Genomic DNA, 17,632 nt, shown 5'->3' with positions numbered 1-17,632 from the left:
GAAAAAATGTAACGCCAGCGCTATTTGGCTGAATTGATCCTCTTGGTGATCTCGGACAGTCGCGACCACCCCTGTAAGGTGACCGGAAGGGCGAGCGCTGATTCAACAAACTCCCATGAATAGCTGACGATGGAGAAGATTGTGCCGGAGGTGATTGGTAGGCTCGTGGTCGCGTACCACAGGTTGAAAACGACAAGACCCAAAAGAACCACGAAAATTGCACCATAAAGGATGGATTCTGTATCGGACAGGCGCACTTCGACACTGCGTAGCCGCGACAGATGCAACAACAGTCTTTGCGGCTTGCGCGTTTCAAGAATACCGACCTGCCGCTCGGCCTGTTGGTTCAGGTGGCCGTTCAGGCGATAGAACTGACGGTGAAACAGCGCATATATCAATAGCATCGTAACCACGGCCCCTGCTCCGGCCAGGGCAAGTACGCTATCAAATGCAAACAGCACGATGATCGAGATAATGAGCTGGACCAGTGCGGCCATCACCAGTGGTAAATCATTTTCCAGAAAATCCACCATCTCGCGCCCCATGGCCAACCGGGCGTTCAGTTTCGAGACAGGCAGATCCGGTATGCGAGCGGCCTGCGCCTTGCCCACCTCAACGCGAACCGTTCCGAACACGCGGGTGTCGTAGGCGCGGCGGATAACGCTGATTGCAATCAAGACCGCCATCGCGGCGACCAGTTGGAACAAAGCGGTCGTGTCTTTTGTCAGTAAGCCGTCGATTGCAAACCCGATAAAAAGTGGAATCAAGGCAATGAGGGCCGTTTCGCAGAACGTCAGCACCCATGTGAGCCCGATGCGCCAAAGGAAGGCCGCGAGCAAGGCGGGAATGGTGATTGGAACATCTTTCAGCATTGGTGCGGCTCCGACTGCTGTCTTGCAAAATTGACGCGGTGGGCGGGCCAGAATACCGCTCTCGCATCTTCAACAATGGCGACCAGAACCGGCACGAGGATCAGCATCAGCGCGGTTCCAAAAATCTCGCCGTAAGCCAGCGATGCGGCTGCGGGGATCAGATATTGTGCCTGCTCGGAGGTTTCTGAAAGCAGCGGAAGCAGGCCGATAACGGTGGTTGCTGTGGTCAGGAAAATCGCCTGAAACCGGCCCTTACCTGCATCATGTAATGCCGCGTTCACCGCCATACCTATTTCGCGGTTTTGATTATACCGCGTGATCAGAACGAGACTGTCGTTAACCACCACACCTGTCAGCGCCAGCATCCCGAAAAAGGAAAACAACGACAAGGACAACCCCATGATCAGATGCCCGATCGCTGCGCCGACAAAGCTGAACGGCACAATGGCGAGAATAATGAATGGCTGCACATAGGATTTGAGCGGCACGGCCATCAGGACGTAGATCAGCACCGCCGACAGCATTAGCGCGCGCTTCAGACCGCCGCTGATCTCGCCCATCTCTGCCAATTCACCGCCCGGCGACACTTTCACTGACGGAAATTCCAGGGCCAGTTGCGGCACCAATTGTTCCTGCACCGCCTGCCAAACTTCGGCGGGCACTGCTAATGTGCGGTCGATTGTGGCTGAGACGGTGTTGACGGTTTGCCCGTTCAGCCGGTTGATCGCCCCCGAAACATAGCTACCAGACACCTCGGCCACGGTCAGCAGTGGCACCCAAGCGCCCGTATCGCTGCGCAATTGCGTGCGTAATAGGTCGTCGATGGTATCACGCGCCGCATCGGTATTCTGGACCCGCACACGTAGTTCGGTATTCCCACGGCGCACGCGCTGCACTTCGGCACCGCCGTAAGCATTGCCGATCTGGGTGGCCAGCGTTTCAGCGCTAAAGCCCAGACTGCGCGCTTCGGGTCGGATGCGCAGGCGTAACTCCGGCTGCCCGCCCGCTAAAGTGCTGCGGATGTTTGTAAGTCCCTCGATGCCCGTCAGAAAGGCGCGCAACATCTCGCTGGCACCGGCAAGCTGATCCGCGTCACGCGAGAGTACCCGCACCTGAAAGCCGCCACCAACTTCTTCCGATCCTGAGAAATGTAACTTGGTCGCGCCTTCAAGCTGGCCGGTTCTGTCGCGCCACTGTGCCACAATATCCTGAACGCCGACCGTTGGGCGCGCGGCAACTGGTGACAGCTCTGCAAATATCTGCGCGCTCTGGGCGTTTGAGATGAGGACGAACATGGTGCGGATTGGCGGCTCGTCCAGCCCGTTCTGTGCCTGCAAGTCAGCGTTCAGGCCATTACCCAATTCCTCGATCCATTGCACGTTGTCGCGTGTCAGTGAAAACGGCGCACGGGCGTCCATCTCCAAATTCACAGTGACGATCTGCCCCGGCACATCGGGGAAAAAGGCAACCGCAATCTTGCCTTTGGCGATCAGGCCCACACCCAAAAGTCCGGCTGCACAGAACACGATCAGAACCGCATAGCGGTGCCGCAGTGAAAAACCGAGTGTTGGCAAATATAGGCAGTCGCGCACCCATCCCAAAGCAGTGCGTGCCACGCGCTGCACCTGTGCCCAGCCACGGGTCAGCAGATACTTCGGAGTTTCGTCCAGCGATATATGCGCGAGATGCGCCGGCAGGATGAATTTGCTTTCGATAAGTGAGAAGATCAGTGCGAGAATGACAATCCCTGAAAACCCCGCCAGCACCTTGCCCAGCGGGTTGTCGATCAGCAGCATCGGAAAGAATGCGGCGATGGTTGTAAGCACGCCAAACACTGTGGCAACAGCGACTTTGTTCACGCCTTCTTCGGTGCCTTGTATAGGGTCGTTCGTTTTGCGGCGTTCCTCAAAAACGCTCTCTCCGACCACGACCGCATCGTCCACAAGAATGCCAAGCGCGATGATCAGCCCGAACGTGGTTACGTCGTTCAATGAATAGTCGACCCATTTGGTGCCCGCCGCCGCGAGCGCGCCCATGACAGAAATAGGAATCCCCATCGCCACCCAAAAGGCGAGGCGTACATTGAGAAAGATGGCGAGAATCAGCGTGACCAGCAGCAATCCCTGCACCCCATTCGAGCGGAGCAGCGCCAAGCGATCCGAGATATAGCTGGAACTGTCGCCCCAGACCGTTACCTGAATGTCGGGTGGCAATTGCGTGGCAAACTCGGTGACAACGCGGTTTACCACTTGCGAGATTTCCAGCAGGTTTTCCTTTTGCCCAACCAACACTTCCATCCCGACGGTTGCATCGCCGTTCAAGCGAAACAGGAAATCGCCCTCCAGAAATGTGTCCTTAATGGTGGCGATATCGCCCAGTGGTACAGTCGAACCGCCAGAACGCGTGATCACCGGCAGTGCGGCATAATCGGGTGCATAGCGCGCGGTATCATCGGCGCGCAGAAAGATATTACCCCCCGTTGTGCGTAGGCTTCCAGCCTGAGAGTTCAAGGAATTTGCCTGAACCGCAGCGACCACATCAGCCACGGTCAAGTTCAGCTGGCGCAGGCGGTCCGGGTTTACTTCAATGCGCACTTCACGCGGGATCAGCCCCCAAACGGTGAGACGCGACAACTCCGGCTGCGACAACAGCTCTTCCTTTAGTCTTTGCGCGAGAGTCTGAAGTGTTGTTGGATCAGTGCCGCCATGCAGGTTCAGATATAGCGCTGGAAAGTCGAACCCGGCGGCGTCAATCATAGGGCGGGGCACATTTGCAGGCAGACCCGTCACAGCGTCGATGCGGAGCCGTACGGCATCGAGTAGCTTTTGCAGATCCTGCCCGCCCGCACGGCGTACCGCTACGGTGGAAACCCCATTGCTAGACTTGGCTGTGACACTGTGAACCCCTTGCAACCCCTCAAGGGCCTGCTCGATCTTGCGGGTGACCAATTCGTCCACCTGCCCTGCAGGTGCGTCATTGTATGTGGTCGTGATCCGAATGTTTTCAGGCGGAATATGGGGAAAACCTTCAATTCTGATCGAGAGCACTGTCATCACGCCCAGAAACAGGATCAGCGCCATCAACAGATTGGCGGCAACGGGATTGCGGATGAACCATCCGGTCAAAACATGCATTCACCCATCCCCTGCGATTCGTGGCGCAACCAGTTGTCCCGGCAGAAAGGAAGCCAGCGGTGTGACGGCCAAGCGCCAGGGCGCATCGCCATTCGGTGCATGGATCACGATATGGTCTGCGCGGCGGAATATGATGTCAGGCGACAGGCGTACCAGACGGTTATCTGGATCAATGAACCACATATGCCCCTCGCGGGTCAGTGCCGTTTCGGGGACGTTGAGCGTGTTGGGAAACATGCGGCCAGAAAGGACAACACGGACAAAATCGCCTGATAAGATCGCTTGGTTTTCGCCTCCGGCGACCTCCAGAAAGATGCGGTATTGGCGGGTCTGCGGGTCCAGAAATCCGCCGCCCTCGCGGACGGTGGCAGTCCCCAGCAGGTTACCTGCCATATCTTCAATCCGTGTGGTCTGGCCTGAAATCGGATGATCCAGCAGCGCCCAGTTTTCGCGGGATACCTCTAGCGTCAATTCAAACATCGTTCCGTCAACCAGCGTCACCATGGGCTCCCCTGCTGCAACTGTTTGACCAAGGCTGATCATCCTATTGGTGACAAAGCCGGAAAAGGGGGCGGTGACGGTGGTTTCATCAAGCTGCCGCACTGCCGCGCGCAGTTGTGCTTCGGCGGATGCAACTCCGCTTTCAGCAATCCGCAATTCGGGGAGATGCAGCGCGAGCTCATTTGGCGGTTCAATTCCATCACGCTCGAACCGTTTTTGCGCAAGCGTCGTTTTGTTCTGCGCACGGAGCAAGGCCAGCTGCGCTTCTGAAAGCGCAAGCTCTCCTGTTGCCACGGCTGTCTCGTAATGAATCCGCTCGATCTGAAACAGGGTTGTTCCGGTATCGACACGCTGACCGGCAAGAGCTGCATTGCTTACCTCGATCACATGTCCCCCTACGGTGGCACGAATTTCAGCCGACCAGCGCGGGCGCACTTCGGCCCAAACCTCGATCGAGGCCTCAGTATCTGCAACGTTCACTACGCGTGCCGATACAGGCTGCAATGGAGTTGCTGTCTTACTTCTGGCCACATCTGCCGTGTCCTCGACCTTGGACAAGAGCACGACTACGGCCGCCAACAGACCGAACGCCAGCACAATCCAGAGCCACATTGTTGCCTTGGCGCGCTGTTCGGTTGTTTCTCTTATCATGACCTTTTTACCTGTTAAGCCTGCGGAGAGGTAGTTATCGCGGCAGCAATAAATGAGTGAACGTTCGTTCATATTTAGGCGTATGGATTTGTTTACGCAAGACCTTCGTTGAGATAAGAATTTCTAGTTTTTGTGCGTGGCCGTTGAAACTTCGACAATCCAGTCTGTCGCGGTTTTCAGAACACCATCCGCATAGGCATTGCGACCCGACAAAAGGAATCTTGCCTGTGTCGTGAAGGGCCATTGATCGAGGCGTTGATAGTTGTACCGTCTTGCCGAGAGCAGCGAATGGGTGGCGTCCGGCACAATGTGGAACCTGCTCTGCGTATGCACCCCGTTCAGCAGAGACCTGTAGGCTGAGACCGTCTCCTGCGGATCTGCGTTCAGGTCATCGGCCCCGGACAACACCAGCACTGGCAGGGTGAGTCCAGCAATATCGCTGCGGGCATCCTCGTGATGGTTCAGTCGGGCAAAGAGGAATCTGTCTTTGGATAGAGTGCTGTCCTCCCGCTGACCGGCGGAGCGTTCTGCTGCCAGATATTCATCATATGTCGCGTCGTCCCCGAACCAGACACGGTGCGCTTTCGCCTGCCGTGTCAGCTCTGTCGCAATTTCGGCTGGCGTCTTGCCTTCTCGTTCCAGTCGGATGGTTGCGTAGTAGCGGCCTTGAGACTGCCAGTTAATCGCGCCGCCCATCAGGAGTAAAAACGATACATCATCTGTCAGCGCTGGCACGTGCGGCAAGACCCAGCCTGCTTGTGAAAATCCCAGCAGGCCGATGGGCCGCTGACCGGCCCCCTGCAATTGCCGGAGCGCTTCGATCGCCGCGAGAGTTTCGTCCGCGCGGTCGTTCATGGATTGGTGCAGCCAGTTGCCCGTGGACGTGCCAACGCCGGGTTTGTCCCAGCTGAATACTGAAATCCCCGCATCCAGCAGAGTGTTAACGAGCGGCAGATAGCCACCGCTGGACCAACGGTCTTGCGGCCCGTCGCCATGGACCAGCAGCACGACAGGGCCATCGCCCGACGCGGTGATCAGCGTGCCTTCCAATGTGTTGCCGCCCTGAGAGAACGCCACGGTCTGCTGGTTGTCCTGCGGTAGCTCGAAGTCCCCGAGCCGTGAAAATGTGAAGATCAGCCCGACACCGAACAGGACCAGCATAACAAGTCCGGCGACGATGACAGCCACGCGGCGCATTTCAGTCGTCGTGGCGCGGCAACGTACTGCGCACGAACGACAGCAGCGCCTCGACATCCCGCTTGCGCGGCTTCTTTCCAGCCAGCCCGACACGCAGAGCAAAGCCCTCTATGGTATCGAGGACCAGACCGGATGTTTCAGTGGCGCGGGTTTTTTCCAGTCCGCACCCGGAGATGGTCCTTGCCAGGGTGTCTACCAACATTGCCCGATTGCCGCTGAACAGATTTTCAATCGCAGGGTTGCGCAGGGCCTCCGATGTGATCTCGACCGTCAAGACCGCCGAAACAGGGTCGGCGCAGTAGACAAAGTAGTTTTTGACGAAGGTATCAACGGCATTCTGTGCGGTGTCGCATTCTGCGACCTGTGCCACCACGCCGGCCAGATCTGCCGCGTCCATCTTTGCGATTTCCGCGATCAGATCATCACGCCCCGGAAAGTGGTTGTAGAGATTGCCGATGCTGACCCCGGCCTTTCCTGCGATGTCGCGCATGCTGGTCCGGGAGATCCCGCTTTCGACAAAACAGGTGATTGCCGCTTCCATCAGAAGCTTCCGCCGCGCGTCGGAAGCCATTTCCCGCTTGCCTTTCTCTTTGCTCATCTTGACCTGTCCGCAAAATGTTTCAGATACGAACGAACGTTCGCTCATCGTTTAGTATCATAGCCATTTTGTAGAGGAAACCCTGAATGGCAATCGAAACCATATGGTGCATGATACGAAGGCGAAACAGACGGTGATGAAGATGCATTTGTGATCGAGCCGCACTGACATCCGTACCTTACTGTCGCGGAGCAGCACGTAGTTGGTTGTTTTCTTGTGCTACCTAGTCGGCATTCAACGGCCCTTCGCAATGCTTCGGTGGCAGCATGCTTTGCTGACACTCGCTGTGTTGATTTGAAACCATGGAAGGCAGCGCCGTCTTTTGGGCGCAGTTTTTGTCCAATCCTATAGGTCCGGGCGACTATTGAAAGGTCGCAACCAAAGTCAGTCCCACCACCACTGTAAATGGTGGCCACTTAGGATTGAGGACAAATGAAACATGAATCGACGTAAATTTAATTCTGTTGGATTGGCAACGATCTTGGCACACTTGCCGCGTTTGACGTTGGCCGAAACTGCGGTTTCCCAGCGCCACGGCTACCAAGTTGCCGCGATCAATAATGGGCTTCTAACCGCGCGGCATAACGGTATGGCGCACAGTCAAAGCGCAGTTGATGACGAGACGCTGTTTCAGGTGGGCTCGTGCTCGAAGACGGCGACCGCCCTTGCAGTCATGACCCTCGTGCGCGACGGACGTGTCGATCTTGATATGCCAGTCAATCGGTATTTGACGCGCTGGCAATTGCCAGGGCCAAGAGGTGCCGTTGCGACGATTGCTGAACTGATGTCGCATACGGCGGGAACGACGGTTCACGGGTTTGCGGGCTATGGCCCGACAGGCAAGCTCCCGACATTGAACGATATTTTGACCGGGCGTGGCGTTGCAAACTCTGATCCGATCTTGGCGCAACGCAGAATATTCGGACGTTTTAGATACAGCGGAGGTGGTACGATGGTCCTGCAGTCCCTGATCGAAGACATAACAGGCACGGATTTCGCAACCTACACCACGAATGAGGTGCTCAGACCTGTCGGGGCTTCTCATGCGACATTTGCCATCACTCCGACCCGGCCCTTTGCGTATGGATCTTATGAGAACGGTCAGGCGGTCGAAGGTGGTTACATGAGACACCCGGAAAGTGCTGCAGCTGGGCTTTGGGCGACGGCCTCGGACCTTGCGAACCTCTTTCACGGGGTTCTGCAAGCGCTGGCTGGTACCCGTCATGCCATCATCCCCATGGCGTTGGCCGAACGCATGGTGACGCCTGTATGCCGCAAGGTTGGCCTAGGCGTCTTTGTCTCCGCCGGCCCAACGATCTCACATGAAGGGCGCAACTTTGGCTTTGACTCGATTGTGGCCGCCGACCTTAACACTGGTCAGGTCCGCGCGGCGGTCACAAACCGAAATGGCGCGATCGAGAGCTACACAGAGCAACTCTTGGCCCATTAGTCTCGAAGATCCTGTGCATGCCTATCCTGCAATCATTGCGGTCTGGTGTCTTTGACGTCTTTGAGAGAGATTACAGAATGGATGATATCATCATTGAATTGGCTGCGACCGGCACGTTCGCAATCGCGGTTTTTGGTGCTGTATTTTGCTTGATGCAGTCGAGAGAGTTCCGCGTGAGCGCAAGCTTTGCCGCGTTCCTCGCAACGGTGGCCATCAACAATATTCCTGATGCCTTCAGGCGGTTGATTGAGGCAGAGCCAAGCTCGTTGGACGCAATGATCGATGTCGCGGTCTGGCCGAGCTCATTCTTCCTCGCGCCACTCTTTTGGATCTATGTGTTCACGCTGACATCTTCGTCACAACAACAGCCGCAAAACCGTCTTCGACATTTCGTATTGCCGGGCCTTGCGGTGGTTCTGACCGTGTTGGTGTTACTATCTCCACCAGATGTCCAAGCCATCCTGAGTGCAGATGAACCAAAGATGGACACGGGCTGGAGCATGGCTGTTGTGCTTGGCTTTGGCTTGCTTCAACTCGCTGTGTATCCTCAGATTGCGGTTTACCTTTTCCTGATCTGGCGGCGGTTGATGGCGTTCCGTCAAAGGCTGCGCGACGTCTATGCCAGCACCGAAGAACACGAACTACGCTGGATCTATGTGATTTGCGGGTTTTATGCGTTGTTCTGGCTGGCTCAAACTGTTCTGCTCCTCGTGGTGATTGACGCTGCGGACACGGCGGTGCCGCCTGTCTTCATCAACATTGCGAGCCTCGCGGGTCTGACTGTTGTTGCGGCTACAGTGCTCTGGGGATTGCGGCAACGCCCGCCCTTGGTCCCTGATGATGATCAGAATACACCTGAACCGACCAAGGGTCAGTCACCCAGCAAATACGAAAAGTCAGCGCTGAGTGCTGAGGCATCACATCGACTTGGTCGTAAGCTCCGGGCGTCCATGGAGGTTGACCATCTGCACAGGGATCCAAACCTGTCGCTTTGGGCCTTGGCCCGGCATATCGGCGCATCACCAAACTACGTCTCTCAGACGCTCAACGAAGAGATAGGGGAGAGCTTTTTTGACTTTGTGAATGGGTACCGCATCGCAGAGGCCAAAAATCTGCTAACGACAACCGACCAATCAATTTTGACGATCACCTATGACGTGGGCTTCAACGCACGTTCTTCATTTTATAATGCTTTCAAGCGCATAACTGGCCAAACCCCATCATATTTCAGAAAGAATATGTCTCGGCCTGCCGGTTTGGACGACATAAGCGCCTGATTGAGGGACATCAGATCCACGACAACGGATCAAGGACGCCCACGCCAAACCACCACTTACAAACACGCAAACCGGACAGGAGCGACACGCGCGATTTTATCGCGCGCGGCACTTCATTTGGCATTGGGACACTTGATGTCGTGCAGAACATGAAAACCAGAAAAGGAACTGATATGAAACGATACCTTCTACTCGTGGCACTTGGACTGAGCGCCTGCGATTCACCAACCGAGATTGCGGCCAGCCAGCGATTGGATGAGGCGTGTTTGCAAGGCAACATTCACGCCTGTGCCGCGGTTCAGCAAAGGGTCGATGCGCGAAATCAGGCGCTTGCAACGACTGCGGCAGGGTTCTGAAGGATAGGCCTCACGGATTAAGCAAATATCCGACAACCAAGAAAGCTTTACCCGTTCCCAAGTTTGGAACGATTTCCACCGATCCAGGTCTCACCTGGGTCGGTTCCCGGAAATTTGCTCCTTTCATACCCCTGCTCTCAAACGTGCAGCAATGCGCGCGCAAGAGCGCGGCAGAAATCAGGATTATTTATGATGAAAAGGAAGCTCGCGAGCGGCGCGTTTGTTGGGGCAACAATCGGAGCCACCTTTGGCTATCTCCTGTTCAACAGTATCCCGGGCGCGCTTGGCCTTGGGTGTTCGATGACAGCTTGTATCTGGGGTGCCCAATTTGGGTTTGCGCCTGATCAAGACGACGAATAACGCTGAAGAGGATTCAATGAAACGACGGATTTCGTATCCTTAACCCAGTAAGATTTCGGATACTGACCCGGAAGCAGTCATTTGAAAGCAATGTTGCATTCCTATGGGCAAAAAGGCCGAAAATGGCGAAGGACGCCGTCGTTCACTTTTCGTGCTGTCGGTCAAGGTCATCCTGCGTTGACGATCAGCGCCACCCCTGCAACCGCGCAGACCCAAGGCCTTGGTGGAGTGTAGCGGGATCGAACCGCTATCTCAACCTGGCTGCGTAGCAGACGGGCGTCAGTCAGTGGAGTACAGGCGATGTTCTGGATGTTTCGGAGGCTGGAAATAGTGGCCATTCCTCGTTCCTGAAGAACGTTTTCCGGCGCGGCGGCTTTCCTATGGAAAGCCTTGGTGGAGCATAGCGGGATCGAACCGCTGACCTCCTGCATGCCATGCAGGCGCTCTCCCAGCTGAGCTAATGCCCCATTTGACCATTGGCCTAGGGTCGTGGCGCGTGACTAGAGCCAAGCGCGGGCGGGATCAAGAGGAAAATCCGTCCTGATCCCGCCTTTTGTACATTTAGTCGTCGTCAGGTGCTGCAACGTCGGCAAGATCTTCCAACGGGACGGTATCATCATCGTCGTCATCATCGTCCAGGATATCGTCGTCGAGATCCACATCAACGTCGTCATCATCGTCGAGTACGACATCCTCGTCTACGTCGTCCTCCATCTTCTTGGCCTTGGCTGTCACGGCATCCTCGGCATCGGCTGCGATCATCCGCGATTTGGCCGCGTCGATCTCAAGCACTTCGCTGGTGTACGGGCTGACGATAGGATCTTTGTTCAGGTCGTAGAACCGCTTGCCCGAGGTTGGGCAAAGACGTTTGGTTCCCCATTCTTCCTTGGGCATGAAACACCCCTTCTTGGTAAATTGCGTTTGCGTGGTGATGTTGGTCTAGCTGATTCAGGCCAAGTGCCATATGAGGGGGGGATAGTCAAAGGCTTTAGCCCCAAGTTGCGATGTGAGACGCCCCGTTGAGCGATATCTTTCTGCCCGGCACCCCTCCGATCCCTCTGGTTTTGCGTCGATCTGCGCGGGCGCGACGGATCACCCTGCGTATTTCGCAACTTGACGGGCGGGTGACGTTGACCATTCCCAAACGGCTGGCCGAACATGAAGCGATGGCCTTTGCGCAATCCAAAGAGATATGGATTCGGCAACATCTTGAGGCGCGTGGCGAGGATATTGCCGTTGGTCTGGGTGTGGCCCTGCCGGTTGGCGGGCAGATGGTGCAGGTTGTGGCAGGTACCGGGCGGTCGGTGCAGATTGGTGCGGATGAAATCGCCGTGCCGGGGGCGGCGGATCGTGTGGGTGCACGATTGGGGGCCTATCTGAAGCAGGTGGCGCGGGACCGTCTGGCGGGGGCCTGTGATGATTATGCCGCGCGACTGGGCCGGCGTTATTCACGTATCACCATGCGTGACACGCGGTCGCGCTGGGGCTCCTGCACCAGCGATGGCGGCCTGATGTTTTCGTGGCGGTTGATCATGGCCCCGCCCGAGGTGCTGGATTATGTGGCCGCCCATGAGGTTGCGCATCTGGCGGAGATGAATCATTCTCCCGCTTTCTGGGCAGGGGTCGAACGGATCTATGGCCCCTATAAGGCCCCGCGCGGCTGGCTGCGCACAGAAGGCAACCAGCTGCACCGCTACAAGTTTTAGGCCAGTTTCAGGGCGGCAATACCCGCCACGATTAGGGCAATGCCCGCGATCCGTATGGGCGTTGCGGCATCGCCGAACATCACCATTCCCATGATAGCGGCACCCACCGCGCCGATTCCCACCCAAACCGCATAGGCTGTGCCAAGCGGCAGGTCCTTCATCGCAGCGGCAAGCAACCAGAAGCTGGCGAATGCCGCAATGCCGGTCAGGATGCTGGGCCCGATTCTCGTAAAGCCGTCAGAGGCCTTCATCGACGTTGCCCAGACCACTTCGAGCAGTGCAGCGACAAAAAGCAAGATCCAGGGTGATGTCATGTGATGTCCTTTTCGGGGATTTCAGGTGGTAGCTCAAATATATCGTGCAGGCTGACACCTAAATGCTGCGCGAGCTTCAGCCCCAGCAGGGTCGACGGAATAAACACGCGGTTCTCAATGGTATTTATGGTTTTGCGCGACACGCCAATGGCTTCTGCCAGCTGTGCTTGCGTTAACCCGGCTGCACGGCGATGTGCCGCCAGATGGTTGATCAGTCTCAATTCCAGCCTCTGAGGTCCAACGTGACCTGACTGATAAAGAACACGGCTGAGGCGCTGGTGAGTGTGATTGCCAGTTGTAAATGTCCGCCGATGTCCAACACCCAAAGCGCCGTTCCAGTACCAAGTGCGGTCCAGAACCCGAGACCGGAAGCGGTACTGATGTCGCTTTGGTAGCTTTCATCCAATGCGGCCTTGGTGTTGCGTTTGCCGGCGCTTAGGGAGGCGAAAAAGATCACCACAAAGATGCAGGCAGCGGTGAATGGCGGCAGCCAATGTGGAAGTTTATCCGGGGTGGCTACGGCAAGCGCGGCAAGTGCATAGCTGGCGCAGACGAGACCGCCAAATGCGAAGGCGAGTGTCCTGATAATTGTTAAAGCTTGGGCGGAAATCATTTGTGCACTCCATTTGGTTAGTCAGTTGTAACCTAAAGGTGACTTCTTTCAACTTAAAAGCAACGCAAAGGTTACATATCTTTAGCGTATTGACCGATTGAAATTTTGTGATCACAAGGGCGCATGGCCCTTACTGCCCGCCCATCCGACGCGACGACTGTCGCCCATGACCGCGTTTTTCGGCATTTGCGCAGCCGGATTATGCATGGTGATCTGCTGCCCGGTCAGGCGCTGACCATACGGGGGATTGGCAAGGAATATGAGGTCTCCATGACACCGGCACGCGAAGCGGCACGGCGGTTGGTGGCCGAGGGTGCGTTGACCATGTCGAATTCGGGCCGAATCGCCACCCCTGAGCTGAGCAATGACCGGATTGAGGAGCTGGCGGCCCTGCGGGCACTGTTGGAGGTTGAGCTTGCCAGCCGCGCCTTGCCACGTGCGCATATGGCGCTGATCGAACGGATGCAGACGATCAATGCGGTGATTGCGGATGCGGTGCAGCGTGGCGATGCCGTGGCCTATATCCGCACCAACCTTGAGTTTCACCGGACCCTCTATCTGCGCGCGCAGGCTCCGGCGATGCTGGCGATGGCTGAAACAGTGTGGTTGCAGATGGGGCCGACCATGCGTTTGCTGTATGGGCGGCTGCGCCGCACCGAACCGCCGCAGTTTCACCGCTTGATCATTGCAGCGTTAAAGGCGGGGGATGAACCCGGGCTGCGCTTGGCGGTGCGTTCGGATGTGACGCAGGGATTGCGGATGCTGGCCGGCTAGCTGGGGAACCCTGTTCTACGAAACGGGGGTATCTGAATGGCTGGCGGGTTGACCTGTGGCGGTGTCTTTGCCTAGATGCGGCCATGAGTATGATTAAAAATACCCGTTATTACCGCCGCTTCTCCTGAACGCGGCCCTTTTTCCTATTGTAGAGAGACCAGCCGCCACTTGCGCGGTTTTTCGTTTGTGGCGTCCGGTTTGGAGACCTCAAATGACAGAGTTATCGATCAGAAATGTTGAAGATGCGGATTTGCCATCGGTGTTGGAGATGGTGCGGGCACTGGCCGCGCATCACGGTGACGCGGCGCAGATCAGCCTGACGGAGCTAGAGCGTGATTGTCTTGGTGCGGTTCCATGGCTGCGGGTTTTGGTGGCAGTGCGGGGGGCAGACATTCTGGGCTATGCGGCGCTTTGCCCGCTTGCGCAGATGCAGTTCGGCGTGCGGGGAATGGACATGCATCATCTGTTTGTCTGCGCCGATGCGCGGGGGCAGGGTGTGGGGCGTGCGTTGATTGACGCCTCTATTGCGCTGACAAAATTGCTGGGCTGTCGGTATATGACTGTCGGCACACATCCTGACAATAGTGAAGCCGCGATGGTCTATCAGGCGGCAGGGTTTGACAGTCTGCCACCCCCCGGTCCGCGGTTCAGGATCAAGATTTAAGTGCTGACACTTAGGCCGCCAGACCTTTGCCGCCGATGTCGAGATATTTGCGGCGACGGTCGGCGATCAGGGTTTTGGCGTCCTTGCCGCTGAGGTCTTTCAACATGTCGACAATCGCGCTGCGCACGGCATCAATTGCGGCCTTGGGGTCACGATGCGCCCCGCCTTTGGGTTCGGGGATGATCTGGTCGGTAACGCCCAGTTTGCGCAGATCGCTTGCGGTCAGGCGCATGGCTTCGGCGGCCTCGCGCATTTTTTCACTGTCTTTCCACAGGATGGAGGCACAGCCTTCCGGTGTGATCACGGAATAGACCGAATGTTCCATCATCGCGACACGGTTGGCCGTGGCGAATGCCACAGCGCCGCCAGAGCCGCCTTCGCCGATGATTACGCTGATCAGGGGGACGCCGATTTGCAGGCATTTCTCGGTTGAACGGGCAATCGCCTCGGATTGGCCGCGTTCCTCGGCACCTTTGCCGGGATAGGCACCGGGGGTATCGACAAGGGTGATCACTGGCAGGTTAAATTTGCCGGCAAGCTCCATCAGGCGCACGGCCTTGCGGTAGCCTTCGGGGCGGGCCATGCCAAAATTGCGTTCGATGCGGGATTTGGTGTCATTGCCCTTTTCGTGGCCGATCACCACAACAGGCTGATCGTTGAACCGCGCCAACCCGCCCATGACGGCCAGATCGTCGGCAAAATTGCGATCACCGGCAAGCGGGGTATATTCGGTGAACAGCGCATCAATGTAGTCTTTGCAATGCGGGCGGTTGGGGTGGCGGGCCACCTGGCATTTGCGCCATGGGGTCAGCGAGCCGTAAAGATCATCAAGGATTTTTGCGGCTTTGGCGTCCAGCGCCTTTGCCTCATCGGTGATGTCCATGTCTTCGTTTGCGCGGGCCAGGGCGCGGAGTTCTTCCGCTTTGCCTTCGATTTCGGCCAGGGGTTTTTCAAAATCGAGATACTGGGTCATTGCTTACTCCGCCTTTGCGCTGCCCTTATATGGCGACTGTCCGGGTGGTTTGCAATCAATAGCGCGGCACCCGTGACGCCTATCAGCCCATTTGCAGCAAAGGATAAAGCGATGCAATCAACAGCGCGGCCATTGTCCAGTTGAACAGGCGCAAACGTCCGGGATTGGTCAGGAAACGTGCCATTTGCTGGCCCATGACGGTCCAGAAGGACACAGAAGGCAGGTTTACCATGGCAAAACACAGCGCCCCGATAAGCAACATCCATGCGCCATTGTCGGCGACATAGACTGTGATGGCCGTCAGGGCCATCGCCCAGGCCTTGGGGTTGACCCATTGAAAACTGGCAGCTTGAAGGAATGTCATTGGGCGGCTGTCGATGCTGCGGGCCCGGATCGGGGCGGCATTTGCGATTTTCCACGCCAGATACAGCATATAGGCGACACTGGCGATTTTCAGCAGGGTGTATGAGATGGGAAAGCGCTCAAAGACCTGCGCAAGGCCCATGCCCGTCAGCAGCATCATGACCGCAAAACCCACAGAGATCCCCAACATATGCGGCACGGTGCGCCGGAAACCGTAGTTCGCGCCCGAGGCCATGAGCATCAGGTTATTCGGCCCCGGTGTGGCGGAACTGACAAAAGCGAAGAGCGCAAGCGCAGGGAGGATATCGAAATTCATGCACAATATTTGACATGTATCCGGCGATGGGTGATTGTGAATATGCAGGGAATTCGGAAAATTTTGCAATAAATGATGGGTTTGGATCAAATTTCGGAGAATATATTGCGTGAGCTGAGCCGCGACGGCCGGATCAGCAATATCGAGCTGGCGGATCGCGTGGGCCTGTCGCCCTCTGCCTGTTTGCGCCGTGTGCAGGAGCTGGAGCGGCGCGGCGTGATCACCGGCTATCGTGCGGTGCTGGACCGCGCGGCGATGGGGGCGGGGTTTGTTGCCTATATCGGAGTGGGGTTAAATGACCACTCAAAGGCCAGTCAGGAGGCATTTGAAAAGGCGATTTCAACGGCCCCCGAGGTGCGGGAGTGTCACAATATCACGGGAACAATCGAATATCTGCTGCGTGTCGAATGTGCCGACCTCAAAGCCTACAAGCATTTTCACACCGATATGCTGGGGGCCTTGCCGCAGGTGAATGGAATCACCTCTTACGTGGTTATGGGGTCCCCCAAGGACGAGCGGGCATGAGCCCGCCGTCTGGACTGGATCAGCCGGCCAGCATTTCGGACTGGTGCACGATCACTTCGGCCTGTTTGATGCTGGCGATGTCCACCAGACGGCCTTTGTAAACGGTTGCGCCTTCGCCATTGGCTTTGGCCGCTTCCATCGCGGCGAGGATCTCGCGGGCTTCTGCCACGGCTTCATCGGATGGGGTGAATACCTCGTTTGCCAATGCAATCTGCTTGGGGTGGATCGCCCATTTGCCAACCATGCCAAGGGTGGCAGAGCGGCGGGATTGTGCGCGGTAGCCTTCATCATCAGAGAAGTCGCCAAAGGGACCATCCACTGGCAGGACGCCATGGGTGCGGCAGGCGGCAACGATGGCGGCCTGTGCCCAGTGCCATGGGTCGGACCAATGCTGTGTACCGTCGCGCAGCATGTAATAGTTCTCCTGCGTGCCGCCGATGCCGGTGGTCTGCATCCCCATGGAGGCGGCAAAATCGGCGGCACCGAGGCTCATCGCCTCAAGGCGGGGGGAGGAGGCGGCGATTTCTTCGACGTGGGCGATGCCAGCAGCGGATTCGATGATCACCTCGAAAGAGATGCGTTTCTTGCGACCTTTGGCGGCCTCAATCGCAGTGACAAGCGCGTCGACGGCGTAAACATCTGCAGCGCAGCCCACCTTGGGGATCATGATCTGGTCGAGCCGGTCACCCGCCTGTTCCATCAGGTCCACAACGTCCTTGTACCAGTAAGGTGTGTCCAGGCCGTTGATGCGCACGGATAGGGTTTTGTTCCCCCAATCAACTGTGTTCACCGCTTCGATGACATTGGCTCGGGCGGTATCTTTATCAGTGGGCGCAACAGAATCCTCAAGGTCGAGGTTGATCACATCCGCTGCAGAGGCCGCCATTTTTGCGAACAACTTGGTGTTGGAACCGGGGCCAAAAAGCTGGCAGCGGTTCGGACGGGCAGGTGCGGCGGGTTGAAGGCGGAATGACATGAGTTGATCCTT

General features: G+C 56.9%; 19 protein-coding genes and 1 tRNA gene. 7 read left to right on the top strand and 13 right to left on the bottom strand.

What is annotated here, in order from left to right:
• Positions 1–20: 20 nt before the first annotated feature.
• The 5 genes from QQL78_RS13830 to QQL78_RS13810 form a co-directional block, all read right to left on the bottom strand.
• On the bottom strand, positions 21–872 hold the full coding sequence (locus QQL78_RS13830; RefSeq protein WP_284374344.1) for an ABC transporter six-transmembrane domain-containing protein: 852 nt from the start codon (positions 870–872) through the stop codon (positions 21–23).
• Complete coding sequence (locus tag QQL78_RS13825; protein ID WP_284374342.1) at positions 866–4,006, bottom strand: efflux RND transporter permease subunit; 3,141 nt, start codon at positions 4,004–4,006, stop codon at positions 866–868. The genes QQL78_RS13830 and QQL78_RS13825 overlap by 7 nt, the downstream gene beginning before the upstream one ends.
• Positions 4,007–5,158 (bottom strand): efflux RND transporter periplasmic adaptor subunit, encoded by a 1,152-nt coding sequence (locus tag QQL78_RS13820; protein WP_284374341.1) that lies wholly within the window; start codon positions 5,156–5,158, stop codon positions 4,007–4,009. It abuts the gene before it with no gap.
• A 123-nt stretch (positions 5,159–5,281) separates the two neighbouring features.
• Positions 5,282–6,319 (bottom strand): alpha/beta hydrolase family protein, encoded by a 1,038-nt coding sequence (locus QQL78_RS13815; RefSeq protein WP_284374339.1) that lies wholly within the window; start codon positions 6,317–6,319, stop codon positions 5,282–5,284.
• Positions 6,320–6,356: 37 nt separating this feature from the next.
• The gene (locus QQL78_RS13810; protein ID WP_284374337.1) at positions 6,357–6,953 is read right to left on the bottom strand and encodes a TetR/AcrR family transcriptional regulator; all 597 of its coding nucleotides are present in this window, start codon (positions 6,951–6,953) and stop codon (positions 6,357–6,359) included.
• Positions 6,954–7,392: 439 nt separating this feature from the next.
• Here QQL78_RS13810 and QQL78_RS13805 point away from each other — a divergent pair, with 439 nt between their 5' ends.
• The 3 genes from QQL78_RS13805 (at position 7,393) to QQL78_RS13795 (ending at position 10,036) form a co-directional block, all read left to right on the top strand.
• A complete protein-coding gene (locus tag QQL78_RS13805) occupies positions 7,393–8,403 on the top strand; it encodes a serine hydrolase domain-containing protein (protein ID WP_284374335.1) in 1,011 nt (336 codons plus the stop codon).
• Positions 8,404–8,480: 77 nt separating this feature from the next.
• Complete coding sequence (locus QQL78_RS13800; RefSeq protein WP_284374333.1) at positions 8,481–9,680, top strand: helix-turn-helix domain-containing protein; 1,200 nt, start codon at positions 8,481–8,483, stop codon at positions 9,678–9,680.
• 173 nt (positions 9,681–9,853) lie between these two features.
• Positions 9,854–10,036 carry a hypothetical protein gene (locus tag QQL78_RS13795; protein WP_284374332.1) on the top strand — a complete coding sequence of 61 codons (183 nt, stop codon included), beginning with the start codon at positions 9,854–9,856 and terminating at the stop codon, positions 10,034–10,036.
• A gap of 751 nt (positions 10,037–10,787) precedes the next feature.
• On the opposite strand, the gene QQL78_RS13790 is transcribed toward QQL78_RS13795, so the two are convergent.
• Together QQL78_RS13790 and QQL78_RS13785 are read right to left on the bottom strand one after the other, a co-directional pair.
• Positions 10,788–10,863 (bottom strand) — tRNA-Ala (locus QQL78_RS13790).
• 94 nt (positions 10,864–10,957) lie between these two features.
• Positions 10,958–11,290 carry a TIGR02300 family protein gene (locus QQL78_RS13785; protein ID WP_284374330.1) on the bottom strand — a complete coding sequence of 111 codons (333 nt, stop codon included), beginning with the start codon at positions 11,288–11,290 and terminating at the stop codon, positions 10,958–10,960.
• A 125-nt stretch (positions 11,291–11,415) separates the two neighbouring features.
• Between QQL78_RS13785 and QQL78_RS13780 the strand changes: the two genes are divergently transcribed.
• The gene (locus QQL78_RS13780; RefSeq protein WP_284374328.1) at positions 11,416–12,102 is read left to right on the top strand and encodes a M48 family metallopeptidase; all 687 of its coding nucleotides are present in this window, start codon (positions 11,416–11,418) and stop codon (positions 12,100–12,102) included.
• Here QQL78_RS13780 and QQL78_RS13775 read toward each other — a convergent pair.
• The 3 genes from QQL78_RS13775 to QQL78_RS13765 are packed head-to-tail and all read right to left on the bottom strand — an operon-like array spanning position 12,099 to position 13,029.
• Entirely contained in the window at positions 12,099–12,416 is a 318-nt protein-coding gene (locus tag QQL78_RS13775) for a DMT family transporter (RefSeq protein ID WP_284374326.1), read from the bottom strand. The genes QQL78_RS13780 and QQL78_RS13775 overlap by 4 nt on opposite strands.
• A complete protein-coding gene (locus QQL78_RS13770) occupies positions 12,413–12,637 on the bottom strand; it encodes a helix-turn-helix transcriptional regulator (RefSeq protein ID WP_284374324.1) in 225 nt (74 codons plus the stop codon). Before QQL78_RS13770 ends, QQL78_RS13775 begins: the two co-directional genes overlap by 4 nt.
• Positions 12,634–13,029 (bottom strand): hypothetical protein, encoded by a 396-nt coding sequence (locus QQL78_RS13765; RefSeq protein WP_284374323.1) that lies wholly within the window; start codon positions 13,027–13,029, stop codon positions 12,634–12,636. Before QQL78_RS13765 ends, QQL78_RS13770 begins: the two co-directional genes overlap by 4 nt.
• Positions 13,030–13,152: 123 nt before the next feature.
• On the opposite strand from QQL78_RS13765, the gene QQL78_RS13760 reads away from it, so the two are divergent.
• Both QQL78_RS13760 and QQL78_RS13755 read left to right on the top strand, forming a co-directional pair.
• Positions 13,153–13,803, top strand: coding sequence for a GntR family transcriptional regulator (locus QQL78_RS13760; RefSeq protein WP_284374320.1), 651 nt, complete (start codon positions 13,153–13,155; stop codon positions 13,801–13,803).
• A gap of 211 nt (positions 13,804–14,014) precedes the next feature.
• Positions 14,015–14,467: a GNAT family N-acetyltransferase gene (locus QQL78_RS13755; RefSeq protein ID WP_284374318.1), complete on the top strand. Its 453-nt coding sequence runs from the start codon at positions 14,015–14,017 to the stop codon at positions 14,465–14,467.
• Between the two features lie 10 nt (positions 14,468–14,477).
• On the opposite strand, the gene QQL78_RS13750 is transcribed toward QQL78_RS13755, so the two are convergent.
• Together QQL78_RS13750 and QQL78_RS13745 are read right to left on the bottom strand one after the other, a co-directional pair.
• Positions 14,478–15,440, bottom strand: a complete 963-nt coding sequence (locus tag QQL78_RS13750; RefSeq protein ID WP_284374316.1) for an acetyl-CoA carboxylase carboxyltransferase subunit alpha — start codon at positions 15,438–15,440, stop codon at positions 14,478–14,480.
• 82 nt (positions 15,441–15,522) lie between these two features.
• Positions 15,523–16,119, bottom strand: coding sequence for a LysE family translocator (locus QQL78_RS13745; protein ID WP_284374314.1), 597 nt, complete (start codon positions 16,117–16,119; stop codon positions 15,523–15,525).
• Between the two features lie 72 nt (positions 16,120–16,191).
• Here QQL78_RS13745 and QQL78_RS13740 point away from each other — a divergent pair, with 72 nt between their 5' ends.
• Positions 16,192–16,644 carry an Lrp/AsnC family transcriptional regulator gene (locus tag QQL78_RS13740; RefSeq protein WP_284374312.1) on the top strand — a complete coding sequence of 151 codons (453 nt, stop codon included), beginning with the start codon at positions 16,192–16,194 and terminating at the stop codon, positions 16,642–16,644.
• A gap of 19 nt (positions 16,645–16,663) precedes the next feature.
• On the opposite strand, the gene QQL78_RS13735 is transcribed toward QQL78_RS13740, so the two are convergent.
• The gene (locus QQL78_RS13735; protein WP_284374310.1) at positions 16,664–17,620 is read right to left on the bottom strand and encodes an L-malyl-CoA/beta-methylmalyl-CoA lyase; all 957 of its coding nucleotides are present in this window, start codon (positions 17,618–17,620) and stop codon (positions 16,664–16,666) included.
• Between the last annotated feature and the right edge of the window lie 12 nt (positions 17,621–17,632).

The organism is Sulfitobacter pacificus (assembly GCF_030159975.1).
Classification (GTDB): Bacteria; Pseudomonadota; Alphaproteobacteria; order Rhodobacterales; family Rhodobacteraceae; genus Sulfitobacter; species Sulfitobacter pacificus.
Note: the sequence above shows the minus strand (reverse complement) of the source record. Positions and strands in the feature narration are given on the sequence as shown.